Source organism: Shewanella septentrionalis (assembly GCF_025370265.1).
GTDB classification, from domain to species: domain Bacteria; phylum Pseudomonadota; class Gammaproteobacteria; order Enterobacterales; family Shewanellaceae; genus Shewanella; species Shewanella hafniensis.
In genome coordinates this window covers 1-25,541 of sequence record NZ_JAMTCC010000040.1, presented here as the reverse complement: position 1 = coordinate 25,541, position 25,541 = coordinate 1, and the positions used below count along the sequence as shown (strand labels likewise).

Genomic DNA, 25,541 nt, shown 5'->3' with positions numbered 1-25,541 from the left:
ATGAGCCAACACGTATTACTTAACAGCGTAGATCATAAAGATATTAAAATTATCACTGAGCGTAGTGCTAAGTACGGCGATAATGTCTGGTTCAGTGTCACCTTTCCAGCGGAGTTTCGCAGCGTACAAGCGTACTATCCGATTTTTTTCCAAAAGGATCAGACCACAGGCCAGTTCTTTGCGGTGGCGCTTTATGGTTTTCAAAATAATGAGAATCTGTTTTTAAATAATGGCACTTGGCAGGCTTCTTATATCCCTCTCACCCTACGTCGTCAGCCGTTTCTTATTGGTCAGCAAAGCGTGCGTGAAGACGGTGTCGAGCGCAAACAAAGGGTCATACATATCGATATGGCGAGCCCAAAAGTCAGCACAACCGAAGGCGAAGCTTTGTTCCATCCCTATGGTGGGAATACACAATATCTGGATGACATTGGGGATATGTTAGAAGGTATCCACCACGGGCTTATCGACAGTAAGCACTTTATCGATTTGCTTATCGAACATAAGTTGCTGGAATCCTTTACCTTAGATATCAAGCTCGACAATGGCCACCAGCATCAAATGATGGGTTTCTATACTATTAATGAAGAAACACTAGCGGCCCTCTCGGCAGAAGTGCTCGCTCAATTACATGCTAAAAGTTATCTAGAGGCGATTTACATGACCTTGGCCTCACAGGCAAGAGTACGTGACTTGCTTAACCTTAAAAATGCGCAAGGTTAACTAGGTCGCAGCCATGAGTCTTGATGTGATTAAACCTAAAACTAATGTCGTCAAACACCTTGAAAACTGCTCAACCGAGGAGATGCTCGCGCTGATTAAAGATGCTGAGCAGCCTTTGGTATTTAAAGGACTTTGCGCAAACTGGCCTTTAGTGAAAGCAGGGCTTGAGTCCAGCGATAGCGCGATGAAGTATCTGGCCCAGTTTTACCAAGGCATGCCCGTCACCGCCTATTATCTAGCGCCTGAACATCAAGGCCGCGTATTTTATAACGACACTTTAGATGGGTTTAATTATCAGGCGGGTAAGTTAGATTTGCGGCAAATCTTCACGCAGCTCACTGCGCCGCAAGCCGCCAGTATTTATATGGGCTCAACCGATATTAATCAGTGCTTACCCGGACTTGGCGACGACAATAGTTTCAATCTTGCACCTTTGTCACCGCTCACCAATATCTGGCTTGGCAATCAAACTCGTATCGCTGCGCATTTCGACTTTCCCCATAACTTAGCCTGCAATGTCGTCGGTAGACGTACTTTTACCCTGTTTCCGCCGGAGCAAATCAGCAATCTGTATATTGGCCCAATGGAGTTTGCCCCAGGCGGCCAAGACATTAGCTTAGTCGATATGGATAATCCCGATTTTGACCGCTTTCCTAAATTTACCAAGGCGATGGAAGCTGCGCAGGTCGCCGCACTGGAACCCGGTGATGTGTTATTCATCCCCAGTATGTGGTGGCACCATGTGCGCGGAATGGATGACTTTAATGTTCTCATTACCCATTGGTGGCGAGATACGCCCGGTTATCTTGGTCGCCCCAATAATGCGTTACTGCACGCGATGTTAAGTTTACGCTCCTTACCCAAGGCCCAGCGTCAGGCGTGGAAAGCCCTGTTCGATCACTATATTTTTGACCATGAAGATGGCGATCTAGAGCATATTCCTAGTGCAGCCCAAGGCATGCTGACCACCCCACTCGATGAAATCAACGCCCGAAAACTGCGGGCAGATTTAACCAATAAGCTCAAACGTTAGCCCAGTTGAGGATATAAACGATGACAACAGCCATAAAAAGAGTCGTGATTGCGGGTGGCGGAACAGCCGGATGGATGGCTGCTGCGGCGCTGACTAAGTTGATGGGCAAACACTTAGAAATTGTGCTGGTCGAATCCGATGAAATAGGTACGGTCGGTGTGGGCGAAGCGACGATCCCCACATTACATATTTTCCATCGATTACTCGGCCTCAAAGAACAAGAGGTCATGGCAGCGACAAATGCGACCTTTAAACTCGGGATCTCCTTTGAAAATTGGCAGAATATCAATAAAAACTACCTGCATTCCTTTGGTTTTTTAGGTAAAGATTGTTGGGCCTGTGGTTTTCAACATTTTTGGCTGAAAGGTAAGCAGCTTGGCATGGTGAGTGAAATAGGCGACTACTGCGCCGAACATCTCGCCGCCCGCCAAGGACGCTTTGCTGTATTGCCAAACCAAGATTACAACCATGCTTACCACATGGACGCCAGTCTCTATGTCAAGTACCTTCGAAAAATAGCCGAACAACACGGCATTCACCGTATTGAAGGAAAAATAAAACAGGTATTACAGCATCATGATAGCGGCAATATAAAAGCGCTCGTCTTAGAGAATGACGAAACAATCGAAGGAGATTTGTTTATCGATTGCACAGGCTTTCGCGCACTGCTGATTGAGCAAACGCTTAATACTGGCTTTGAAGATTGGAGCCATTATCTCCCCTGCGACAGTGCGATTGCGGTGCAAACGCAGTCAGTGGGTGCCCCTATTCCCTATACTCGCTCGATTGCCCGCGACTCGGGTTGGCAGTGGCGTATTCCACTGCAAAATCGCACGGGCAATGGCCTGGTCTTTTGCAGCAAATTTATCTCCGATGAGGATGCCACTGAATTGCTCCTCGCGAATCTTGAAGGGGAACCGCTGAATAAGCCTAGGGTCATTAAGTTTAAAACCGGCACCCGTCGCCTGCATTGGCATAAAAACTGTGTTGCCGTCGGGCTATCCGGCGGCTTTTTAGAGCCACTCGAATCCACCAGCATTCATTTGATCCAACGTAGTATTATCAGATTGATGCAATTATTCCCGTCAGCGGGCATAGTGCAATCCGATATTGATGAGTTTAATCAACAAACTAAACTCGAAATGGACAATATTCGTGACTTCATTATCTTGCATTACAAAGCTACTGAACGCGAAGACAGCAGCTTCTGGCGTTATTGCAAAAACATGGACATTCCAGCGTCACTCAAACATCGTATCGAAATGTTTGCCGACAGTGGTAAAGTCTATAAATACGGTAGTGAACTCTTTGGCGAAAGCTCATGGATCCAAGTGATGATGGGCCAAGGCATAATGCCAAAACAATATCACCCCATAGTCGATGTGATGGAAGAGCCTGAACTCGAAGCCTTCTTAAACAACATTAAATCAACCGTTAAGCGTAAGGTAGAAAGCCTACCTGCCCACATCGATTTTATTCAGCACTATTGCCCCGCTGAGGTTCTAGCCAACACTAAAACTATGGCAATGTGAGGTACAGGGATGCAAACCTTAGATCGCAACACGAATACGGCTAAGCAACAGGCAACTATGCAACAGACAGTCAAGCTCACGCCTCAGCTAGTCTATCTTGGCAATGAAAAGACGCCCTTGATTATTATTGATGATGTTGCGGCGGATCTGTTGCCAATACGTGAGTGTGCCTACACCCAAGCGCACTTTTCTGCCGATAACGGGTCTTTTTACCCTGGCGTGCGTGCCCCCTTGCCGCAGGCCTATGTCACCGATGTACTCAATCTTGTGTACCAACTGATTTATGATGTTTATCAAATCCCTTCGAGCTTAAGCATCAAATTACAGGCGTTGTATTTCTCGCTGATCAGCACCCCCGCGTGTGAGCTTAAACCGCTGCAATGCCTGCCGCATTTTGATACTCCATCACCTCACTATTTCGCGCTGTTGCACTATTTAAACGACGGCCCCCATGGCAATACGGCGTTTTTCCGCCATATTCCGACGGGCTTTGAGCGGATAAATGAAGAACGTATGCCAGACTACTTTAAGTCTGCTCAACCTTTAGTCGATGACATTACTCGCCATCCTTCGGGCTATTGTGTTGAAAGCGACAGTCATTATGAGATTTATCATCAAGTAGAATATCGCCCGAATCGTTTAGTGATTTATCCCGGTAATTTGCTGCATTCCACCTTAGTGAACCCACAAACCGATATTGATGCCAACCCAAGAACCGGCCGGCTAACGAGCAATATTTTTATCGAGTTTAAACCCTCAGTCCGCTAACCCATCGATTCACAAAGTGTTATCTCACAGTGACTGACTCTGACGACTTTAGGTTTAGCTGGGTTTATTGACGTCCCCAAAATCGTTGTTAACACCGCCCAAAGCCTTAAACACACATTAAAATTCATCAATTCATTTGTAACAAAGTCTGTTTTGCCAGTCTCTGCCATTGGTTTGCTTGGGTTATCGCCTTATACTTTTGAGCTCAAATATTAAAACAACAATGTTGGAAGCAAGCGATATGACTATTGGGACTGCTCCGGTAAGTAAAACACATTCATTTATGACTGTGTCTCTTATCGAATTATGGGAACGCTTTGGTTATTACGGCATGCAAGCGCTGATTGTGTACTTTATGGTGCAGCGCCTTGGCTTTGATGACTCACGTGCAAACTTAGTATGGAGTGCCTGTGCGGCGCTCATTTATGTATCACCGGCGATTGGTGGTTGGGTTGGGGATAAGATCCTCGGCACTAAACGCACTATGCTGCTCGGCGCGGGGATTTTGTCTCTGGGTTATGCGCTGATGGCCGTACCCACTGAAAATACGTGGTTTATGTTTTCGGCGCTCGGTGTGATTGTGGTCGGTAACGGCCTGTTCAAACCCAATGCCGGTAACTTAGTTCGTAAAATTTACGAAGGTGACGATTCTAAAATCGACAGTGCGTTTACCATCTATTATATGGCGGTCAACGTTGGCTCGACCTTCTCTATGTTGCTGACGCCTTGGATTAAAGATTATGTCAACGCCCAGTATGGCAACGAGTTTGGCTGGCATGCCGCCTTTGCCGTGTGTTGTGTCGGTATATTGGTGGGGTTAGGCAACTATGCACTAATGCGTAAGAGTTTAGTCCATTACGGTTCTGAGCCAGATACTCGCCCAGTGAACAAGAAAAGCCTCGCGATAGTATTAGCTCTGGCCGCGTTGTCAGTAGTCGCTTCGGCCATTATTCTGGAATATGAAGCGGTTGCCCGTGTCTTTGTTTACGCCGCTGGCATAGCCGTATTGGCCATTTTCTTCCACTTGATCCGCACCAGCGAAACCAGTGAACGAGCGGGACTGATTGCGGCGCTGATCCTCACAGTGCAAACCGTGTTCTTCTTTATCTTCTATCAGCAAATGTCGACTTCATTGGCGCTGTTTGCCCTGCGTAACGTGGACTGGGATTTCCAAATCTTTGGTACCCATTTGTGGACTTGGTCACCGGCTCAGTTCCAAGCATTGAATCCATTATGGATTATGGTGTTAAGTCCAATCTTGGCGTGGAGTTATTCGTGGGCGGGTCGTAATGATAAAGACTTCTCTATTGCGGCGAAATTTGCCCTCGGTTTTGCCGTTGTAGCGATTGGCTTCTTTATCTATGGCTTTGCCGGACAATTCGCCGTCAACGGTAAAACCTCTTCATGGATCATGATCTGGGGCTATGCCTCTTACTCTTTAGGCGAATTGCTGGTGAGTGGTCTTGGTCTTGCTATGATTGCCCGCTACGTACCTGCGCGTATGGGCGGCTTTATGATGGGAGCCTATTTCGTCGCCTCAGGTATTTCACAGTATCTGGGCGGTGTGGTCGCTAACTTCGCCAGTGTACCGAAAGATTTAGTCGATCCACTGCAAACCTTACCCGTATACACCAGTCTATTTAATAAGTTGGGTATCGCGGCTGTGGTCTGTACCTTTATCGCACTTGCGGTATTACCGCTAATGCGTCGCCTAACTGAGACTCACCATTCACATAATAATACTGAGAATGAAAGTGCTGCGGCATCGCTACGGGATGTGAAAGCCGAACAGTAATGCTCGACTGACAATAGCGATTTATCTATTGCATAACATCAACTGCCGATAGCCCTGCTATCGGCAGTTTTTTATCACTTAACTTAGTTATACCCTTGTGTTGCAACTCATAACCAAATGAGCTGTAGCAAACCTCACCCAATCCCGTAGTGACAGGCCTAGCGCTGAGTTGCTGAGAATAAGATCTTCAGTTCCACATTATCGTCCCTCACGCTGGGATGACTTCACCGTCTCGATTTGTTACAAAGCAAGTATGAACCCAGACGCACTCGGTTTAATAGCGCTGCTCAAGTGCAAACTCAAATTGACATGACTAATGAAATAACGAAGGGGAAAAGAGTTAACCGTTCAAGCTTGAGAAGCGCGGTACTTAGCCCCATATCAATAACACTGAATACCTTTTTATTCATCAAGACTGAGCCGTTAACGCTTGTTCTTCGCTATGCGCCTAACAATGCCACTAGCAATGCGACTAACACTGTTAGCGCCGCTTGTTTTCGCTAGCAAAAAACGGCAGTCACTTGGAGACACTATGTCACAACAGACATCAATATTGGCCGATATTCCCTTCTCGCTATTGGAACTCGCGCCCATGCGCCAAGGTTCGACTGTGGGTGAAACGCTGCACAGCAGTTTGCAGTATGCCAAGGAAGCCGATCGCCTCGGCTTTAATCGTTTTTGGTTTGCCGAACACCACAATATGCCCGGTATCGCCAGCGCGGCGACCTCAGTATTAATTGGTTATATTGCTGGCAATACGCAGCGTATTCGCGTCGGCGCGGGTGGCATTATGCTGCCAAACCATGCGCCGTTAGTGGTTGCCGAACAGTTCGGTACCCTTGAAAGTCTCTATCCTGGTCGCATCGATTTAGGACTGGGACGCGCACCGGGCAGCGATCAAATTACCAGCCGAGCACTGAACCGCGATACCAGTCGCGCCGAACAATTCCCTGAAGAAGTCAGTGAATTACAAACCTTACTCGGCCCTTACAATGGTCGCCATGCGGTGCGAGCGATTCCAGGGGAAGGCACTAATGTGCCGATTTGGTTATTGGGCTCGAGTCTCTTTAGCGCACAATTAGCGGCGCAGCGCGGTTTGCCCTATGTGTTTGCGGGCCACTTTGCACCACGTTTTCTCTACGATGCGATTGAAATCTATCGCCGCGACTTTAGACCTTCTCAAGTGCTTGATAAGCCCTATGTGATGTTAGGTTTACCGCTCGTTGCCGCCGACACTGATGAAGAGGCGCAATTTCTGGGCACGACCTCGAAACAGCGCGTACTGGCGCTTATCCGTGGTCACGAGTTATGGTTAAAACCTCCAGTTGAAACAATGGATGGCATGTGGAGTGCGCAAGAAGAAACCTATGTCGATAATTTCTTAGGTTTATCTGTCATTGGCGGCCCAGCGACGATTAAGCATCGTTTGGAAATGATCGTCAAAGAACTTGGCGTGAATGAGTTTATCTTCACCAATGACTTGTACGATCTTGATAAACGCAAAAAAGCGCTGCAGATCCTAATGGAGATTAAACAGTAGCGATTCAGTAAACTGACTGGTGCTGAAAGTCATCGACAGTCAAAACGACTGCCATAAAAAATCCCGCCGAAGCGGGATTTTTATTATGTAAGACTGTCATCTAAAACAGCTTTTATATCAAAGCAATATTAGCTTTTCAGCACGGCATCGAAGCTGGCTTTGAGGATACCAAGGCCTGCATCAATTTGTGCATCCGGCGCGGTTAATGGCACCAAAATACGCAGCACATTACCGTAAGTGCCGCAGGATAATAAAATCAATCCTCGGTCACGGGCATCACTCAACACTTGCGCGCAATAATGCGGAGCAGGCTTGCCATCTTCCATTAATTCGATAGCGATCATCGCGCCTAAACCACGCACATCGGCGATTTGGGCATGTTCAACTTGCATCACGTTTAATGCAGACTTAATGCGCTCACCTATGGTATTGGCGCGGTCTAACAGCTTTTCTTCTTCAAACACTTCAATAACAGCAAGCGCTGCCGCGCACGCTAACGGGCTGCCACCATACGTACCGCCAAGACCACCCGGACCAATCGCATCCATCACTTGCGCGCGGCCAGTAATGCCAGAAAGTGGGAAACCACCCGCGATAGATTTAGCAAAAGTAGTGATATCTGCACTCACGCCCATTTGCTCCATGGCAAAGAAAGTGCCAGTACGGCCAGCACCCGTTTGCACTTCATCGGCGATCAGCATAATGCCCTCACGATCGCATAATGCGCGCAACCGCTGCATAAAGGCAGGTGATGCAGCGTAGAAACCACCCTCGCCCTGTACTGGCTCTAAAATAATGGCGGCAATATCACTTGGCTCGGCATCATTTTTAAAGATACGTTCAATCGAAGCCATAGCATCATCATCGGACACGCCGTGAATCTCGCAGGGGAACTCGGCGCGGAACACATTCGCCGACATCAGACCCATACCTTTACTGTAAGGCGCGACTTTTCCGGTCAGTGCTAAGGCTGCGATAGTGCGACCATGGTAGCCAGAGGTAAACGCAATCACGCCAGCACGTTTGGTATAGGCACGCGCCACTTTAACTGCGTTTTCAACCGCTTCAGAACCACTAGTGAATAATGCCGTCTTCTTGGCAAAATCCCCAGGCACCAATTGATTGAGCTTTTCACACACTTGGATATAGCTCTCATAACCGAGTACCATAAAACAAGTGTGGGAGAAATTATCCAGCTGAGCCGCAACCGCCGCCTTCACTTTAGGGTGAAGATGACCGGTATTAAGCACAGCAATGCCGCCCGCAAAATCGATAAACTCGCGCCCTTCAACATCCCACACGGTCGCGTTTTCGGCGCGCGCGGTAAAGATTGGGTGAATTTGCCCGACACCACCCGCAACTGCGGCTTGGCGACGTGCCATCAATGAATCATTGGTTGTTGTCATTTAGTGTTCCTCACACGCCAAATCGGACCGTATTAAACGGACATGCAGATGTACTTCATTTCTAAATATTCTTCGATGCCGTACTTAGAACCTTCGCGGCCCAGTCCAGAGGATTTCATCCCACCAAAGGGGGCCACTTCCGTCGAAATCAAGCCAGTGTTGACCCCAACCATGCCGTATTCCAAGGCTTCGGCGACTTTCCACACCAGTGAAATATCGCGACCATAGAAATAGGCGGCGAGGCCAAATTCCGTATCGTTAGCTTGTTTAATCACATCGTCGACATCGCTGAATTTAAACAGCGGCGCGAGTGGACCAAAGGTTTCTTCACGGGCGACACGCATGCTTTTATCAACATTAGTGAGCACGGTTGGCTCGAAAAAATTACCGCCAAGGTCATGGACTTTGCCGCCAGCGACCACAGATGCGCCTTTGGCAATGGCATCGACAAGGTGACTTTGCACTTTTTCGACCGCGGCGGCATTGATCAGCGGGCCCGTTGTAACGCCCTCCTTGATGCCCTCTCCTACTTTGAGCTTGCCCACAGCTGTGCTGAGTTTTAAGGCGAACTCGTCGTATACACCGTCTTGCACATAAATGCGGTTTGCGCAGACGCAGGTTTGGCCGGCATTACGGTACTTAGCGATCATGGCGCCTTCGACAGCGGCATCGATATTGGCATCGTTAAACACGATAAATGGCGCATTACCGCCTAATTCTAAAGATAATTTTTTAAGAGTTGGCGCACATTGCTCCATCAGCTTAATGCCGACATTGGTCGAGCCAGTGAACGACAGCTTACGCACTATCGGGTTGCTGCACATTTCATTACCAATCGCGACGGCATCGCCTGTGACCACACTGAACACCCCTGCCGGAATGCCCGCACGCTCGGCAAGTTCGGCCAAGGCTAATGCGGTAAACGGCGTTTGCGGCGCAGGCTTAACCACCATAGTACAACCCGCAGCGAGAGCCGGAGCCGCTTTGCGAGTGATCATAGCCGCAGGGAAGTTCCACGGCGTAATCGCCGCCGTTACGCCAACGGGCTGCTTAATCACCATCAAGCGTTTATCCCCTTGATGCCCGGGAATGGTATCGCCATAGATACGTTTCGCTTCTTCGGCAAACCACTCGATAAACGAAGCGGCATAGGTTACTTCACCTTTAGCTTCTGCCAGCGGTTTGCCCTGCTCAGTCGTCATGAGCAATGCTAAGTCATCACTGTTTTCATTGAGTAATTCAAACCAACGCCTTAACTTAGCGCCGCGCTCTTTGGCTGTGAGCGCTCGCCAAGCTGGCAGCGCCGCTTCCGCCGCTTTAATCGCAGCTTGGGTTTCGACTTGCCCCATTACAGGGACGCTTGCAATCACAGCGCCCGTAGCAGGATTGGCGATGGCGACAGTCTCTTTCGACTCGGCATCACACCACTGGCCGTTGATATAACATTGTTGACGTAGCAAACTCGGATCTTTTAGCAACACAAGGACGTCCTCGCATTAGTGAGGCAATCACTTGCCTCGAATGAAAATAAATGAAACAGACTAGATACCTAATTTGTCTCTCAAAGTGTAATACCAAGCTCCGATAGCACTAAAAGGGACGCGAAGTGCGTGACCACCGGGGAAGGGATAATGTGGCAATGCGGCAAAGGCATCGAAGCGCGTGGCTTGGCCATTGAGCATTTCGGCCAGTAACTTGCCCGCCAGATGGGTATAAGTGACACCGTGGCCACTGCAACCCTGTGAATAATAGATGTTCTTACCGATACGACCGACCTGTGGCAGGCGCGATAGCGTCAGTAGGAAGTTACCTGTCCAGGCATAATCAATCTTCACATCTTTTAATTGCGGAAAGGTTTTGAGCATGTTCGGAATAATGATCGACTTGATATCCGCCGGATCACGGGCACCATACACTACGCCGCCGCCGTAAATCATCCGCTTGTCGCCAGACAGGCGGAAATAATCGAGCAAATAGTTACAGTCTTCGACGCAGTAATCCTGCGGTAATAAGCTCGCCGCTAGATCGTCACTCAAGGGCTCAGTGGTTATCACTTGCGTGCCGCAGGGCATAGATTTCGCCTGCAGTTCTGGTAATAACTTGCCTAAATAAGCATTACCCGCCACGACCACAAACTTGGCTTTAACACTGCCCTGCGCCGTATGCACAACTGGGCTATCGCCTTCATCGACACTCAGCACTGCAGAGTCTTCATAAATCTTGCCACCGAGGGATTCGACCGCGCGCGCTTCGCCAAGAGCTAAGTTAAGCGGGTGAATATGGCCGCCGCTTTTATCAAGCAGACCACCGACATAGCGCTCAGTATTTACTACACCGCGAATACCTTTGGCATCGAGGAGTTCAAGCTGATTAACATGACCGTGGCTTTCCCACAGTTGCTTTTGATGGCGCAGATGACCCATTTGCTTTTCGTTCATCGCGGCAAACACGCCGCCATCTTTTAGATCGCATTGAATGTTGTACTTAGCAATCCGATCGCGGATGATTTTTCCGCCCTCAAAGGCCATTTGGCCAAAGAGTTTACCTTGTTCTTTGCCGACTGTTTTTTCAATAGTATCAATGTCACGGCTAAAACTATTGACGATTTGTCCGCCATTACGGCCCGAGGCGCCCCAGCCAATGCGAGCGGCTTCTAACACCACCACACTAAAGCCAGATTCTAATAAATGTAGCGCAGCAGAAAGGCCCGTATAACCCGCGCCAATCACACAAACATCGGCTTCAATCGATTCCTCTAGGCGCGGACGTTCAACCTTATCGTTGGCCGATGCCGCATAATATGATCCAGCGTGAGCTATGGCAGACATGTTGTTCCCTTGAATTCTAATGTTCATTATTTTAAACAGCCATCACATCCTACACCTTCAGAAAACGAAACACTAGCCAGATACGCGCAATAATTTACATTTTGTTTGATATTTCAAACACACAATAATATTAAGCGCAGCGATGTCATGCTAATGGTGTCGAGTCGCAGAACTGGCCTGCAAAGCGAAGCGGATGATGGGAGCGGTGACAATTAACAAGGGTGGCTTTGGCGATACCAAAGCCACCTTATATTAAGCTAACTAGTTCATCGGTGTGCGGTCGCGTTTCTCTGCCCGCCTTGCCATATACCAAGACAAGAAGGCGATTAACGAAACACACAAAATGATCAGTGTCGCTAAAGCGTTGATCTTAGGCGAAACCCCTAAACGTACCGAGGAGAACACCACCATAGGCAGCGTCGTTGCACCTGGGCCCGAGGCAAAACTTGCGATCACTAAATCGTCTAAGGACAAACTGAATGACAACAACCAACCCGCTACCAGCGCCGGCGAAATCATAGGCACTGTGATCAGGAAGAAAGTCTTCAGCGGTGTTGCCCCTAAGTCCATTGCCGCTTCTTCGATAGACATGTCCAGCTCGCGCAATCTTGACGACACAACCACAGCCACATAGGCGGCACAGAAGGTCGAATGCGCAATCCACACAGTTAACATGCCGCGCTCTTTAGGCCAACCAAACAAGTCGGCCATGTGCACAAATAGCAGTAGCAAAGACAGACCCGTGATCACCTCTGGCATAACCAGTGGTGCTGTGATCATGTTCGATAATGTCAGCTTCGCCCATGAACGCTTAAAGCGCGTCATCACAAAAGCCGCCATAGTGCCAATAATCACCGCCATGGTTGAGCTATAAAAGGCAATCCGTAGACTGGTCCATACCGCATCTAAAATCTGTTGGTCTTGAAATAACTCGCCATACCATTTTGGTGAAAATCCGCCCCATACCGTCACTAATTTAGAGTCGTTAAAGGAGTAAATCACCAGCACTAACATAGGTGCATAGAGGAAGAACAAGCCAAACCACAACATCGCTGAAGAAAAACTTAACTTTTTCATAGGTCTTTCTCCAAACTACGTGCCTGATAGCGATGGAATAAGGTAATAGGAATAATCAATAAGCCCAGCATTACAATCGCCAGTGACGAAGCCACAGGCCAGTCGCGGTTATTGAAGAATTCTTGCCATAAGACTCGACCTATCATTAAGGAATCTGGACCACCGAGTAGCTCAGGGATCACAAACTCACCCACAGCAGGAATAAACACCAACATAGAACCGGCAATCACACCGCTTTTTGATAGCGGGAAAGTGATTTTCCAGAAGGTATTTAAACGGCTTGAGCCTAAGTCAGACGCGGCTTCAATCAAACTCATATCGAGTTTCACTAAGGTGGCGTACAAGGGCAAAATCATAAAAGGTAAATACGCATAGATGATGCCGATATACACGGCAATATTGGTATTGAGGATTTGTAACGGCTCAGAGATGATTCCCAGCCACATCAGCGAATGGTTGATGATCCCTGTGTTACTTAAGATCCCCATCCAAGCGTAAACTCGGATTAAAAATGAGGTCCAAGAAGGCAACATGACTAACAGCAGCAATACGGTTTGCAAACGCGCTGGTGCACGGGCAATCGCATAGGCCATTGGATAGCCAATAATCAAACAGCCGATGGTCGAAATTAACGCCATTTTCAATGAGCTGAGATACGCCATGTAATACAGCGAATCATCAAGCAACATCAAATAGTTACCAAAATGCAGGAAGATATTTAACACATCATCGGCATATTGGAACGTGGCCTCATAGGGCGGGATCGCAATCGCCGCCGTCGAAAAACTCAGTTTAAGGACAATCGCAAATGGCAAGGCAAAGAACAATAACAGCCAAGCATAGGGTATGCCTATGGTCCAAATGCGGCCTTTGAGCCACTTTAATTTAGTTGGTATCTTCATGATCTCAACACCACGCCACTGGTGTCCTCCCAACTGATGAACACTTCGTCATCCCACGTGGCATGATCGGCGCGGCGTTCACGGTTAGTCATACTGCACTGGACGATTTGACCATTCTCTAAACGAATGTAATACACTGAAATACCGCCTAAATACGCGATATCGTGTACGATTCCTTTCGCCCAGTTGTACTGACCTTCAGGCTGTTCGCGGCTAATAATGGTCTTTTCAGGACGCACAGCGAGCCACACATTTTTGTCTTCTACGTTGGTCGACACCCCGTAACCGACATAGAAAGATTGAGCCAACTCATTAGGCTTAATGATCAAATGGTCGACTTCATCCACTTCAATCGCGCCACCAAACAAGTTCACTGTACCGATAAATTCGGCAATCATGCGGCTGTTCGGGCTTTCGTAAATATCCATTGGCGAGCCTGTTTGGGCAATCCAACCGTCGCTCATAATGGAAATGCGTCCAGCCATTGTCATGGCTTCTTCCTGATCGTGGGTCACCATCACGCAGGTCACACCGACACGCTCAAGAATTTCCACCACTTCGAGTTGCATCTGGGTACGCAGTTTTTTGTCTAATGCGCCCATAGGCTCATCGAGCAGTAATAATTTCGGCCTTTTTGCCAGTGAACGAGCCAAGGCTACACGCTGACGTTGACCACCGGATAACTGATGCGGCTTACGTTTACCGTATTGCTCCATGTGTACTAGCTTGAGCATATCTTGTACGCGCTGCTCAATTTCGGCCTTAGGTAACTTGTCTTGCTTCAAACCAAAGGCAATGTTTTGCGCCACTGTCATGTGGGGAAACAGAGCATAGGATTGGAACATCATATTGATCGGACGTTCGTATGGGGGTAAATCTGTGATGTCTTCGCCATCGAGGAAAATACGGCCAGAGGTGGGCTTTTCAAATCCCGCTAACATGCGCAATAACGTCGACTTACCCGAGCCTGAGCCGCCGAGTAAGGCAAAGATTTCGCCTTTATTGATGGTTAATGACACGTCGTCGACAGCCCGTACGTCATCGAATAACTTGCTTACCCGCTCAATTCTGAGCAGTACTTTTTCTTGCGTCTTTGTTGTCGGTTTATTGGTGACGCCCGAGGTGATTGCCATAGTACTTCTCCACCCGAAAATGATGCGTCGATACGCTCAAACTCTGGGTTCAACACGATTAATGAATGAAAAGAGGTTAACCAAACTGTGTCAAATCCTATACGTGGATGAACTATGCATAGGATTGGACATAGCCAGTCTGCCAAGCTAGGGGCAAGCTAGGCTTGCCCCTTATCGACTATTGTCCTGACTTCACTTTGGTCCAAACACGGGTTAATACGCGTTGGATTTTCAAAGGACGGATTTCACCAATATAAAGTTTATCTAATACTTCTTGTGGTGGATAAATCGCGGGATCGGTGCGGATAGCCTCACCAACCAGAGGTTGGGCAGGATCGTTCGGGTTAGCATAGGCGACATAGTTAGAGATAGGCGCTATGACTTCTGGACGGAGGAAATAGTTAATCAGCGTCAGTGCATTATCTGCGTTAGTCGAATCGGCTGGGATAGCTAACATATCAAACCACAGGTTGGCGCCTTCTTTTGGAATCGAGTAACCAATCTTATTGCCATTACCCGCCTCTTCAGCACGTGCTTTAGCTTGGAATACGTCGCCAGAGAAACCAAAGGCCACACAAATGTCACCGTTTGCTAAATCAGAAATATAGCGAGATGAGTGGAAATAGGTCACGTAAGGACGGATTTTTTCCAGTAACTCACCAGCTTTTTCATAATCGCTTGGGTTGGAACTGTTAGGATCTAAACCTAAATAAATCAGTGCTTGGGGCACCATATCGTCGGCAGAGTCCAGCATAGCAAAGCCACACTTAGAGATTTTTTCAGCATATTTAGGATTAAAGATCAGTTCCATTGAGTTGAATGGCGCATCTTCACCCACAGCCGCTTTCACTTTATCTATGTTGTAACCAATACCATTGGTTCCCCATAAATAAGGCACGGCATACTGGTTACCCGGATCGGCTTTCTCAAGTAGCTTCATCAGGGCAGGATTTAAATTTTTGAAGTTAGGTAGCTTAGCGCGGTCTAAAGGTTTGAAAGCACCCGCTTTGATTTGCTTAGCGAGAAAATGGTTAGAAGGGACAACGATATCGTAGCCACTACGACCAGACAGTAATTTAGCCTCAAGCACTTCGTTACTATCGAACACATCGTAAATTACCCGAATGCCCGTTTCTTTCTTGAAGTTTTCTAAGGTATCTTCCGCGATATAATCTGACCAGTTATACACGCGAACCACTTCTTCCGCCTGGGCCGCTGCGCTCGCTAATACGCTCGCAGTGACCAGAGCTAGAGTGGTCATCTTATTAAATAGCTTCATGCTTTCTCCTTTCTCGGGTAGCAGAATTGCTTAAGCAAATTCTGACATTGTGTCACCGGGCTATCCGGATATTGTTGTTATTTTCGACCAATGCTACACCTTACAAACCGCATCGGCAGTCTCTACGGCACGGGATCCATGCCAGCTTTATATCTTGCTGCAATTTGTTAAGTATCAGGTTTCGTGCCAAATTTTCGAGGCATCGGTATTGCATTAACACTCAAAAAATTAGACTAGATATGACACTGCTTGTACATATTGCAACATTAAGGCAAATGCCTCAAGTCCCTAAGTAATCGCAAAAACCACTAAGATAAAACACATTTTAAATATGACTAACAATTAGTTAGCGACTCTATCAAACGAGCGACTTAAAACAGTTAGGCCTATTTCACTTTTCTAGCGGACACACATCTGAATTGAATAATCACTTTAATCAACAAGCCATTAAAAACCATCAGATTATTTAACAAGTGAGTTGCACCAGTTGGGTGCAACGTCACTAAAACAGTGCAAACCTCCATCTTGTTATTACCGACGCTAACCTTAGATTTGTCTGGGTTAACGCGGTAACACAGCTAGTGCACTTAATCCAAAAACATTACACAGTGAGCAATAGGAATTCACGTTCCCATGAACTGACCACACGGCGGAAGTTTTCAAGTTCGGCCTGTTTCACCGCCACAAAACCTGTGGTGAAGGCTTCACCTAAATACTGCTTACAGGCATCACTTTCTTCCATCGCCGCTAACGCTTCTTCTAAGGTTAAAGGCAAACAATGGGTGTTGTTACTGCGGCTTTCGTTAGCTTTACCCTGCACTGGCGTCGAAGGTTTTAGCTGCTCAACCATGCCGATATAACCACACAATAAGCTCGCGGCAATTGCCAAATAACAGTTAGCATCGGCGCCGGGAATACGGTTTTCGATACGACGGTTTTGTGGTGAAGACTCTGGAATACGTAATCCACAGGTGCGGTTTTCATCGCCCCACTCTAAGTTCACTGGCGCTGAAGTGCCGGGTAGGAAACGACGGAAAGAGTTAGCATTGGGCGCCATCAGCGGCAGCAACTCAGGGATGAATTTTTGCAGACCGGCGATATATCCCAAGAATAACTGGCTCTTAGTGCCATCTTCATTGGTGAAAATATTTTTGCCTGTCTCTTTATTGATCACACTCTGGTGAATGTGCATTGCACTACCAGGTTCGTCAGTCACAGGTTTGGCCATAAAGGTAGCGCAAACATCGTGCTTCAGTGCCGCTTCGCGCAAGGTGCGTTTAAAGATAAACACTTGATCAGCAAGGGACAATGGATTGCCGTGGCTGAAGTTAATCTCCATCTGCGCTGGGCCGTCTTCATGGATTAAGGTATCGATATCTAAACCTTGAAGCTCACACCAATCGTACATGTCTTCAAACATAGGATCGTATTCGTTGGCAGCATCGATAGAGAAAGACTGGCGACCCGCTTCGGGGCGACCTGAACGGCCAATTGGTGGCTTTAGGGGTAAATCGTGGTCGTCACTACGACGGGTTAAATAGAACTCCATTTCAGGAGCGATAACCGGTTCCCAGCCCTGTTCGTCATAGAGAGACAAGACTTTTTTTAATACGTTACGTGGTGACAGCTCAATCGGATTACCCATTCTGTCATAGCAATCGTGGATCACCTGCGCCGTGGCTTCGATGGTCCAAGGCAACATAAAGACAGCGTTTTCATCGGGAACACAGACAAAATCGATGTCTGCTGCATCGAGCAAGCTGTAGTAAACATCTTCATTCACAAAATCGCCGGTGACGGTTTGTAACAGCACGCTTTCGGGCAAACGCATGCCTTTTTCATCGAGAAACTTATCGACTGGTGCAATCTTGCCGCGGGCGATGCCAGTCATGTCACTGATAACACATTCGACTTCTGTGATTTTTCGTTCTTTTAAAAAAGCGATTAGCTTATTCATTATTATTTCACTCGAGTTGTAGCCCTACGTCGGCATGCATCACCGAAGGCCTTGAAAAGGGAGAGGTAAAACGGATTTTCGCTCACCTTCCACTCTGGATGCCATTGCACACCGAGGGCAAATTCTTTAGTACCTATTACGGAGAAAGCCTCCACTAACCCATCTGGAGCATAAGCTTCTGGCCGCAACCCAACACCCAGACGCTCCACGCCTTGAGTATGCACAGAGTTGACCTCTGCAGAGTTACGGCCCCAGGCCTCGTAAATAAGCCCCCCGGGCTCAACAGTAATACTGTGAGAAGCCCCATATTGCACATCTAAGGATGCGGTTTTATCTTCTCTATGTTCAATAAAGCCACCCACCTCATATAACTTCTGGTGCAAACTGCCACCAAAGGCCACATTCATTTCTTGAAAACCGCGACAAATACCTAATACAGGTACCCCAGCAGCAATAGCAGCATGGATCAGCGGCAAAGTCGTCGCATCACGTTTAGGATCATGGTGTGTACCAAGCTCGCTCGGTTGGCCTGCATAAAGATGGGGTTCTACATTAGAAGGAGAGCCAGTAAACAAAATACCGTCAAGACGTTCTAAAATCGCGTCTATCGGTAAATCGCCGCCTAACGATGGGATCACTAGCGGCCAGCCTTTCGCGCCATTCACGACACCTAAAAGGTATTTTTCACCAACAATATTAAAGGGATGTGAACCCAGTTGTTGATTACAAGCAATAACACCTATGAGGGGCAAATCGGCTGACATATCTCACCTTTAGAATTCGTTTTACTAGCATAACGAACACTTTGTCTTTAAATGTTCATTTTTTCACACAGTACACCGAAATTTCACACTAGGCAAGAGGTTAAGCACTTGTTAAAGGTTATTTAATCCACTTGTGTTTAATAAGCATAAATAACATGTAGTTAAACCTATATTGTGGTTATTCAATGTTATTTCATGTGAATAAAATAGTGCTTAAGCTGGCAAAAAGCTCACTTTTAGCAGCGTAAATTAAACCGTATTCGCGCTAAATTTGAACCAATATTATTTACACAAAGAAGAGGATATATAACAAATATGACAGGATTAGAAAGGAGGTAATACCAATCGTATTAAATATCTGTTCATTCAGCGGGAGTTCAACGCGCTTTAGACAAGGCGAAGGCTTGAAGGCATAGTGGTGCTCTGTCGAAAGCCTTAAACGCAGTATAAAGTGCGTTGAAACCCGCCCTTCGGGAGCCTCACAGGCATCCCACTCCAGTGTTGCATTGACTTAAAAGGGAATGACCATTTCTGCGTCAATGCGCCTTGGATTGAAATGCCTGTGAGGCTCTGAACTGATTAGATATTTAATGTGATTGGTATAAATCCGCAGTTGTGTTGAATAACAGCATTACGCCACTCACTTCTAGCGAATAAGTGGCCTAATATGTTGAATAATAGGGTAAGTTGATGACTTAACTAGAAGTTCGCAGGCGTAGTCGCACTCACCAGACGGCAAGGTTCATCAAAGGGATTGCGGAATCTATGGGGCACTTCACTGTTAAAGTAGTAACTGTCACCCGCTTCCAAAATATACACTTCATCACCCACAGTGAGTTCGAATTTACCTTCGATCACCATGGCAGCCTCTTCACCTTCGTGCTTCAGCATTTCTTCACCCGTATCTGAACCGGGCGGATAAATTTCACTCATCACTGACATAGCGCGATTCGGATAATCACGGCCGATCAGTTTAAATTCAAGTGGTCCAGTGCCGATATCCAGTAATTCATTGGATCGATAGACGACCTTTTGCTCACTATCCGCAGAGGCTTCAATGGAGAAAAAATCCACTAAAGACATCGGGATACCCGACAGCACTTTTTTTAGAGAGCTGACTGACGGGCTAACACTGTTTTTCTCGATCATTGAAATCGTACTGTTAGTCACACCAGCACGTTTGGCCAATTCTCGTTGAGATAAGCCTTTCATTTTTCGAACAGTTTTGAGGCTGGCTCCAATATCCAAATTTCACATCCCCCTGAAGGCTCGGGTCAACCCCGATAGATGACGAACAGGTTGTTCAGGATAAACACCATCCAGAACGCATTTTCGCCCAAAAAGCGCGTGTTTTACTGCTTTCATTGTATTCTACATAAAAAGCGTGTTAAATAAAACGAACACTTTTTTGCGTCATGTTAAAAGTGTGATGAGTATACTGAGACAAGTCCAATTTACAATAAAAACAATTTTTTGGAGCCATAATGGCAAGCAAACCTCCAGTGCACAGCGAACAGTACCCACACTCTTATTATGTTGATACTGCTAAAGAAATTTACGCGCACCCACAACTCGAAGGCAATATCAGTGCTGATGTCTGCATAGTCGGCGGCGGCTTTAGCGGTATCAATACCGCCATAGAACTCGCACAGCGCGGCATGAGTGTCGTCCTATTAGAAGCCAAGCGCATTGGCTGGGGCGCATCGGGGCGAAACGGCGGCGAACTCATTCGCGGAATAGGCCATGACCCCTCGCAATTTCACAGTGAAATCGGCACAGAAGGTGTTCAAGCAATCCAACAGATGGGCTTTGAAGCTGTCGAAATTGTACGAAATCGCATACAAGAACACAGTATCGACTGCGATCTGCAAATGGGTTATTGCGACTTAGCAGTTAAACCTCGTCACATGGATGAGCTTGAAGAAGAATTTAGCGCACTCAAGGCCATGGGTTATCAGCAAGAAATCAAGCTGTTAACTAAGGGACAATTAGGTGAAGTCATAGGCTCAGATTTTTATCAAGGTGCGCTGGTTGATATAGGCAGCGGCCATTTACACCCGCTGAACCTTGCTCTGGGTGAGGCACGCGTCGCCCGTAATCTGGGCGCGCAGTTGTTTGAATACAGCGCCGCCGAAAAAATCATTCAAGGCGCTAAACCTAAGGTCATGACCGCCAAGGGCGAAGTCACTTGCCAATACTTAGTACTGGCTGGCAATGCCTATATTGGCCACAAACTTAATAGTTTTGTTGGGGGCAAAGTGTTACCCGCTGGCAGTTATTTATTGGCGACCGAGCCCTTAACTGCGGCCCAATGTGCGAGCATTATCCCGCAGAATATGGCCTTCGCCGATATGCGAATTGCCTTAGATTACTTTCACTTATCCGCAGATCGTCGACTGCTGTTTGGTGGTCTTTGCACTTACTCAGGTAAAGACCCCAGAGATATTGAAGCGGCGCTGAGACCGAATCTGGAGAAGGTGTTCCCGCAGTTAAAAGGCGTGCGCATCGATTATGAATGGGGCGGCATGATAGGTATTGGGGCGAACCGTATGCCACAAATTGGTCGCCTGCCCGATGCCAATAATATTTTCTACGCCCAAGCCTATGCAGGACATGGCGTGAATGCCACTCACATGGCGGCAAAACTACTGGCCGAGGCTATTTGCCAACAGGCGGGTTATTTCGATGTGTTCGCTAAAATCAAACACATGACCTTCCCCGGAGGCCCGACATTCCGCTCGCCTATGCTCGCGGCTGGCATGCTGTATCACAGATTTAAAGACTTGTTTTAAAGGCTTATTTTAAGCACTTTTTAAGAACAGATTTTAAGGGCTGGTTTTAAGAACTGGTTTTAAGCCATAACGCATGATGCCCATCGGATAAACAATCCGATGGGCATCATTGTTATAAGCACGAGCCATTTCACCACTCGTCATTTAGATACGAGTCATTCAACTGCAAGTCATTCTTTACAATTAGGGCTGCAACAACGCTAAGCCTCGTCTAAGAGATCGCCGCGTTCTAACAAGCATAACGGCTTTTAAAAGCTAATTTGCTCTCGCTAATCTCTGGCGCTTTCGACGCCTTGCCCACAGGATAAAAGGGATTGACCCGAGATAATGCACGACTAACGCCACCACAACGCCAAAGCCAATCCCACTGGTGGTTAAAGGTATTCCAGGCTTAAAGTTACTGACGGTTTTCTCAAGATAATCAAAGCGAACGGGGTTAAACATATAAGCAGTTTTTTCAAACAAATTTCCCGTGTTAAACATCGCCAAGCCCTGTGTTAGCTCTTTATAAAGCGCCAATGTCTGCACCTTTTGCTCGGCGTCGGCACGCACGCTAGGCTCCTCATTTTGCTGGTGACGGGCAATCATGGCCTCAGCATCGGCATAATGATATTCCTTAGCCGTTGCCTCGTAGCCTTCTACCTGCCATTGGGTCGATGCATAGAGTCCAGCGAGAAATTGCTGATAATGATCAGCAAGTTGCGGCAACTGCAAGGCAATCACAAGAATCAACCCAAAAACCAACTTATCAATCAATCTGCCTATCAAGGGATCCTCCTTGGTGATCTAGCCAAACAACGCAGCGGTTACGACACCGCAATGACATAATGCTCAAAACTGAACTGACTCAATCAATGCACAGCACTATTAGCACTCAATCGGCAGATCGGTACGACTGCCCCAATCCGCCCACGAGCCATCATAGAGGATGGGATGCGTATGCCCTGCCGCAACCGAAGCTAAGATTAAAATACACGCCGTAATCCCAGAGCCACAGCTAAATATCCGTGCGGACTTGTCCGCTGCTAATCCTTGATAAATAGCCTGTAACTCACTGGTATTTTTGATTTTATTGCCATCTAGCACTTGAGCGAAGGGTAAGTTAACCGAGCGAGGAATATGTCCTGAGCGCACACCGGGGCGCGGCTCACTCACTTGGCCTAAAAAGCGTGGCGCACCACGGGCATCGACAATCGCGGTTTCGGCATCTTCGATACGTGATAACACGGCCTCGGCATCCATCACCCGCTCGGGGTGGTATTGCAGCACATCAGCTAATGTATCGATATCCGTCGGGCCATAATCGACGCCTTCGGCTTGATAACGCGATGAGGTGATGCGGTCTTCTTCAATCCACTGAGGCAAGCCACCATCGAGTACATAGACTCGATTAAAACCCATGACTTTAAAGGTCCACCACGCCCGTGGGGCTGAATAAATGCCTTGATTATCATAGATAACGATAACACTGTCGGCCTCTATCCCAAGTTGCGCTATCCCTTGGATGAATTGCTCAAACGTCGGCAAGGTATGGATTTGAGTTGAAGTTTTATCGCAAAACACATTTTCCAAGTCGAATCGACGTGAGCGCGGAATGCAAATAGGCTCATCGTAAACCAGGGGTTCTTTACCAATAACGGTTTCCATACTGGCATCGAGCAATACTAAATGGGGATCGGTGAGGTGTGCTTCGAGCCACTGCGTACTTACTAGTGGGTATTCCATAGCGGGTCCTTTTACTGTTATCCAAATCTGCCGCTAGTCTCTCACCAAATGCCGTAAAGCCCAAATATCGGCTTAACAAATTGTCTGCTTTGGGATTTTATTTAAAAGCGTCGACTCGGTTTAATACACTCAATCATTAAATTGCGGCGAAGCAGTGTTTCAAGATAGCTTTTCGAGACAGCCCTTTCGAAATAATCCTTTTCAATATAGCCGCTATTTAATCACTTCAATTTTCACGTCAATCAAACCAGAGGAAGTGTTGCCTATGCTACTGAACGCCGATTTAGACAGATCAATAATGCGGCCACGCACGAAAGGCCCTCTATCATTGATTCTTACAATCACACTTTTGCCATTATTGACATTGGTGACCTTAACGCTCGAACCAAAGGGTAACTTTTTATGCGCCGCCGTCTTTAACTTATGTTTGTAAAGTTCACCACTAGCCGTCTGCTTATTTTGATGTTTATCCCCATAAAAGGAAGCCTGACCCGATTCAGTGAATCCCACCCAGTTACCATTCTCCCCCGTCTGCATTGAAGAACAGCCAGCCAAAAAGCTTAGCAATGCCAGCACAGCTAGTTTCACGAAATTGAACTGCCTAATTGGGTTTTGAAGTGCATTCATTTGAAGTGCATTCACATGACACCCTCTCTAATGAGTGAACGCTTTGCTAACGAGCAATAGACTCAGCAAAAGTCACGGGGAAAATAACCAACAACCTTAGATGGCAAAGCTCTAAGCTTGCATCCTAAAAGATCAGAACAAGAAACAATAAATTTCCACGAGGCTACAGCAGTTGCACGCTAAAATCACGTATTTACAGGTGAATACTCTCGGTTTGAAGTCAAAAGGTTGCGGACATACTGACTTAAAAAACAGACAGAATAGCGTTAAAAATAGAGGCCTAGTACGACTAAATAACTTGTTTGGTAACTTAAATGCTGGCCCCTACTAATGGGCAAGCCATGGTGTTCACTCACCGACACGCTGCAAGTCCCTCCCTGGATGCTCGACCGCCCCATCCATGGGGCGGACGGTCGTCTCGCTAATCACCCTGGCTCACCTTTTTAGCATTAGTGTAACCTGCAGATTTAAAAGCCTTACGCAGCAAGCTTTTGGACAGAAACGTGTTAGATTTTTTACTCGAATCCGTTAGTTCTGGATTAATATTTCTATGGATTAACGCCCGATCAACGGGTTAAAAATTGTGGGATAAAATTGAGCGAAGCGAATAGCCCACAAGTTTCCAATCCCTGTTTAATCACTTGTTATATTTATGATTTCTCATTATCCACAAACAATCTTTCTTCAGTGACGCCAAAAACCGAGAACGGATTTATACCCATTGAAAACTCTACGCCATAAAACGGACTAAATGGATAATCTCGATAATCTCGATAATCTCGATAATCTCGATAATCAGGATAATGAACTCCATCGACTTCTGACATTAGCTTAGTTAGGGACTCAATCACCATAGATTCGTCTATTGGATTTTTTGCTGAAGACAACATAAAAGGGAGTTGAGGGAATGAGCCCAACATATCAAGTGTCATCTGGCTAACTACCTTATTGTTATTTTTTTTCGCTAAGATCACCGAATTATTTGCTGACTTTAACAATTCAAAATTTATATGGTACGCATCACCTTTTTCTAACGGCAAGAAGTCTTGTTGAGGAAAAGGAAGCTCCATACCTTTTGGCAACAAAACAGTTTCAACAAATGAGCAAGCGACAAAACATAACTCTGGGGTCAATGGATAGAAAATAACAGTTGTAGAGTTATCAAGGCAACCCGTCATATAGACAGGGTTATCCGTCCTGATAAAGAAGTCACTCTCATGAGCCTTAAGTATCAGCCAGTTTCTGGACGCAATGTATTTATTTTCCTCGCAACCAGCACATCCCAAAATAGTATGTTTGTACGAATAGTCACCACCACTCATTTTTTCAAGATGATCACGATACTTAAAAAAACTTGGTGTTCTTACAGCCTGTGTAATTATGAACTGTCCCCATTTCATTCGCTGTTCTGCATTAAGCTTTTCACCGGAAATTAGCTTTTCATAAAGTACCGCACTTTCATTCTCTAAATCTGAGTCAAGACAATCCTCTACCTCTTGAGGGTACAGGTTAAGCTCATAGCCCCATGCTGTCTTACCAATATCCTTATGGGAGTCAATTACTTGTTTCCGGTGCTTGCAGAAATAATAGTATTTATAACTCCAACCTGACTCTTCGTCCGTCCAATACTTGTTCGCTAAAACGGGACTGAAATGATTCT

The 25,541-nt window shown here is 46.7% G+C and carries 22 protein-coding genes; 7 read left to right on the top strand and 15 right to left on the bottom strand.

The window, feature by feature from the left end:
* The 6 genes from NE536_RS18825 (at position 1) to NE536_RS18800 (ending at position 7,391) form a co-directional block, all read left to right on the top strand.
* Positions 1 to 723: a SapC family protein gene (locus NE536_RS18825; protein ID WP_261273651.1), complete on the top strand. Its 723-nt coding sequence runs from the start codon at positions 1 to 3 to the stop codon at positions 721 to 723.
* 13 nt (positions 724 to 736) lie between these two features.
* The gene (locus NE536_RS18820; RefSeq protein WP_261273650.1) at positions 737 to 1,756 is read left to right on the top strand and encodes a cupin-like domain-containing protein; all 1,020 of its coding nucleotides are present in this window, start codon (positions 737 to 739) and stop codon (positions 1,754 to 1,756) included.
* Between the two features lie 20 nt (positions 1,757 to 1,776).
* Entirely contained in the window at positions 1,777 to 3,288 is a 1,512-nt protein-coding gene (locus tag NE536_RS18815; protein WP_261273649.1) for a tryptophan halogenase family protein, read from the top strand.
* Positions 3,289 to 3,297: 9 nt separating this feature from the next.
* Positions 3,298 to 4,056, top strand: a complete 759-nt coding sequence (locus NE536_RS18810) for a DUF6445 family protein (RefSeq protein WP_261273648.1) — start codon at positions 3,298 to 3,300, stop codon at positions 4,054 to 4,056.
* A gap of 241 nt (positions 4,057 to 4,297) precedes the next feature.
* Positions 4,298 to 5,851, top strand: a complete 1,554-nt coding sequence (locus tag NE536_RS18805) for a peptide MFS transporter (protein ID WP_006080707.1) — start codon at positions 4,298 to 4,300, stop codon at positions 5,849 to 5,851.
* Positions 5,852 to 6,383: 532 nt separating this feature from the next.
* Positions 6,384 to 7,391: an LLM class flavin-dependent oxidoreductase gene (locus NE536_RS18800; RefSeq protein WP_261273647.1), complete on the top strand. Its 1,008-nt coding sequence runs from the start codon at positions 6,384 to 6,386 to the stop codon at positions 7,389 to 7,391.
* A gap of 128 nt (positions 7,392 to 7,519) precedes the next feature.
* Here NE536_RS18800 and gabT read toward each other — a convergent pair whose 3' ends face one another.
* The 11 genes from gabT to NE536_RS18745 form a co-directional block, all read right to left on the bottom strand.
* Complete coding sequence (gabT, locus tag NE536_RS18795) at positions 7,520 to 8,797, bottom strand: 4-aminobutyrate--2-oxoglutarate transaminase (protein ID WP_261273646.1); 1,278 nt, start codon at positions 8,795 to 8,797, stop codon at positions 7,520 to 7,522.
* A 32-nt stretch (positions 8,798 to 8,829) separates the two neighbouring features.
* Entirely contained in the window at positions 8,830 to 10,278 is a 1,449-nt protein-coding gene (gene gabD / locus NE536_RS18790; protein WP_261273645.1) for an NADP-dependent succinate-semialdehyde dehydrogenase, read from the bottom strand.
* A gap of 60 nt (positions 10,279 to 10,338) precedes the next feature.
* Positions 10,339 to 11,625: an NAD(P)/FAD-dependent oxidoreductase gene (locus NE536_RS18785; protein WP_261273644.1), complete on the bottom strand. Its 1,287-nt coding sequence runs from the start codon at positions 11,623 to 11,625 to the stop codon at positions 10,339 to 10,341.
* A gap of 261 nt (positions 11,626 to 11,886) precedes the next feature.
* Complete coding sequence (locus tag NE536_RS18780) at positions 11,887 to 12,702, bottom strand: ABC transporter permease subunit (protein WP_006080702.1); 816 nt, start codon at positions 12,700 to 12,702, stop codon at positions 11,887 to 11,889.
* Positions 12,699 to 13,604, bottom strand: coding sequence for an ABC transporter permease subunit (locus NE536_RS18775; protein ID WP_006080701.1), 906 nt, complete (start codon positions 13,602 to 13,604; stop codon positions 12,699 to 12,701). Before NE536_RS18775 ends, NE536_RS18780 begins: the two co-directional genes overlap by 4 nt.
* Complete coding sequence (gene potA / locus NE536_RS18770; protein WP_006080699.1) at positions 13,601 to 14,737, bottom strand: polyamine ABC transporter ATP-binding protein; 1,137 nt, start codon at positions 14,735 to 14,737, stop codon at positions 13,601 to 13,603. Before potA ends, NE536_RS18775 begins: the two co-directional genes overlap by 4 nt.
* A 178-nt stretch (positions 14,738 to 14,915) precedes the next feature.
* A complete protein-coding gene (locus tag NE536_RS18765) occupies positions 14,916 to 16,016 on the bottom strand; it encodes a polyamine ABC transporter substrate-binding protein (protein ID WP_261273643.1) in 1,101 nt (366 codons plus the stop codon).
* 601 nt (positions 16,017 to 16,617) lie between these two features.
* Positions 16,618 to 17,973 (bottom strand): glutamine synthetase family protein, encoded by a 1,356-nt coding sequence (locus NE536_RS18760; RefSeq protein WP_006080696.1) that lies wholly within the window; start codon positions 17,971 to 17,973, stop codon positions 16,618 to 16,620.
* Positions 17,974 to 17,975: 2 nt separating this feature from the next.
* Entirely contained in the window at positions 17,976 to 18,737 is a 762-nt protein-coding gene (locus NE536_RS18755; RefSeq protein WP_261273642.1) for a gamma-glutamyl-gamma-aminobutyrate hydrolase family protein, read from the bottom strand.
* A 286-nt stretch (positions 18,738 to 19,023) separates the two neighbouring features.
* Positions 19,024 to 19,236: a hypothetical protein gene (locus NE536_RS18750; RefSeq protein ID WP_261273659.1), complete on the bottom strand. Its 213-nt coding sequence runs from the start codon at positions 19,234 to 19,236 to the stop codon at positions 19,024 to 19,026.
* A gap of 200 nt (positions 19,237 to 19,436) precedes the next feature.
* Positions 19,437 to 19,985, bottom strand: coding sequence for a cupin domain-containing protein (locus tag NE536_RS18745; RefSeq protein WP_006080693.1), 549 nt, complete (start codon positions 19,983 to 19,985; stop codon positions 19,437 to 19,439).
* Between the two features lie 236 nt (positions 19,986 to 20,221).
* On the opposite strand from NE536_RS18745, the gene NE536_RS18740 reads away from it, so the two are divergent.
* Positions 20,222 to 21,529, top strand: coding sequence for an NAD(P)/FAD-dependent oxidoreductase (locus NE536_RS18740; RefSeq protein ID WP_261273641.1), 1,308 nt, complete (start codon positions 20,222 to 20,224; stop codon positions 21,527 to 21,529).
* Positions 21,530 to 21,784: 255 nt separating this feature from the next.
* On the opposite strand, the gene NE536_RS18735 is transcribed toward NE536_RS18740, so the two are convergent.
* The 4 genes from NE536_RS18735 to NE536_RS18720 form a co-directional block, all read right to left on the bottom strand.
* Positions 21,785 to 22,297: a DUF2937 family protein gene (locus NE536_RS18735; RefSeq protein ID WP_261273640.1), complete on the bottom strand. Its 513-nt coding sequence runs from the start codon at positions 22,295 to 22,297 to the stop codon at positions 21,785 to 21,787.
* A 99-nt stretch (positions 22,298 to 22,396) separates the two neighbouring features.
* Positions 22,397 to 23,254 carry a sulfurtransferase gene (locus tag NE536_RS18730; protein WP_261273639.1) on the bottom strand — a complete coding sequence of 286 codons (858 nt, stop codon included), beginning with the start codon at positions 23,252 to 23,254 and terminating at the stop codon, positions 22,397 to 22,399.
* A gap of 213 nt (positions 23,255 to 23,467) precedes the next feature.
* Positions 23,468 to 23,881, bottom strand: coding sequence for a septal ring lytic transglycosylase RlpA family protein (locus NE536_RS18725; RefSeq protein WP_107946778.1), 414 nt, complete (start codon positions 23,879 to 23,881; stop codon positions 23,468 to 23,470).
* 650 nt (positions 23,882 to 24,531) lie between these two features.
* On the bottom strand, positions 24,532 to 25,541 hold a 1,010-nt coding region (locus tag NE536_RS18720), incomplete at its 5' end, for a DUF4238 domain-containing protein (RefSeq protein WP_261273638.1).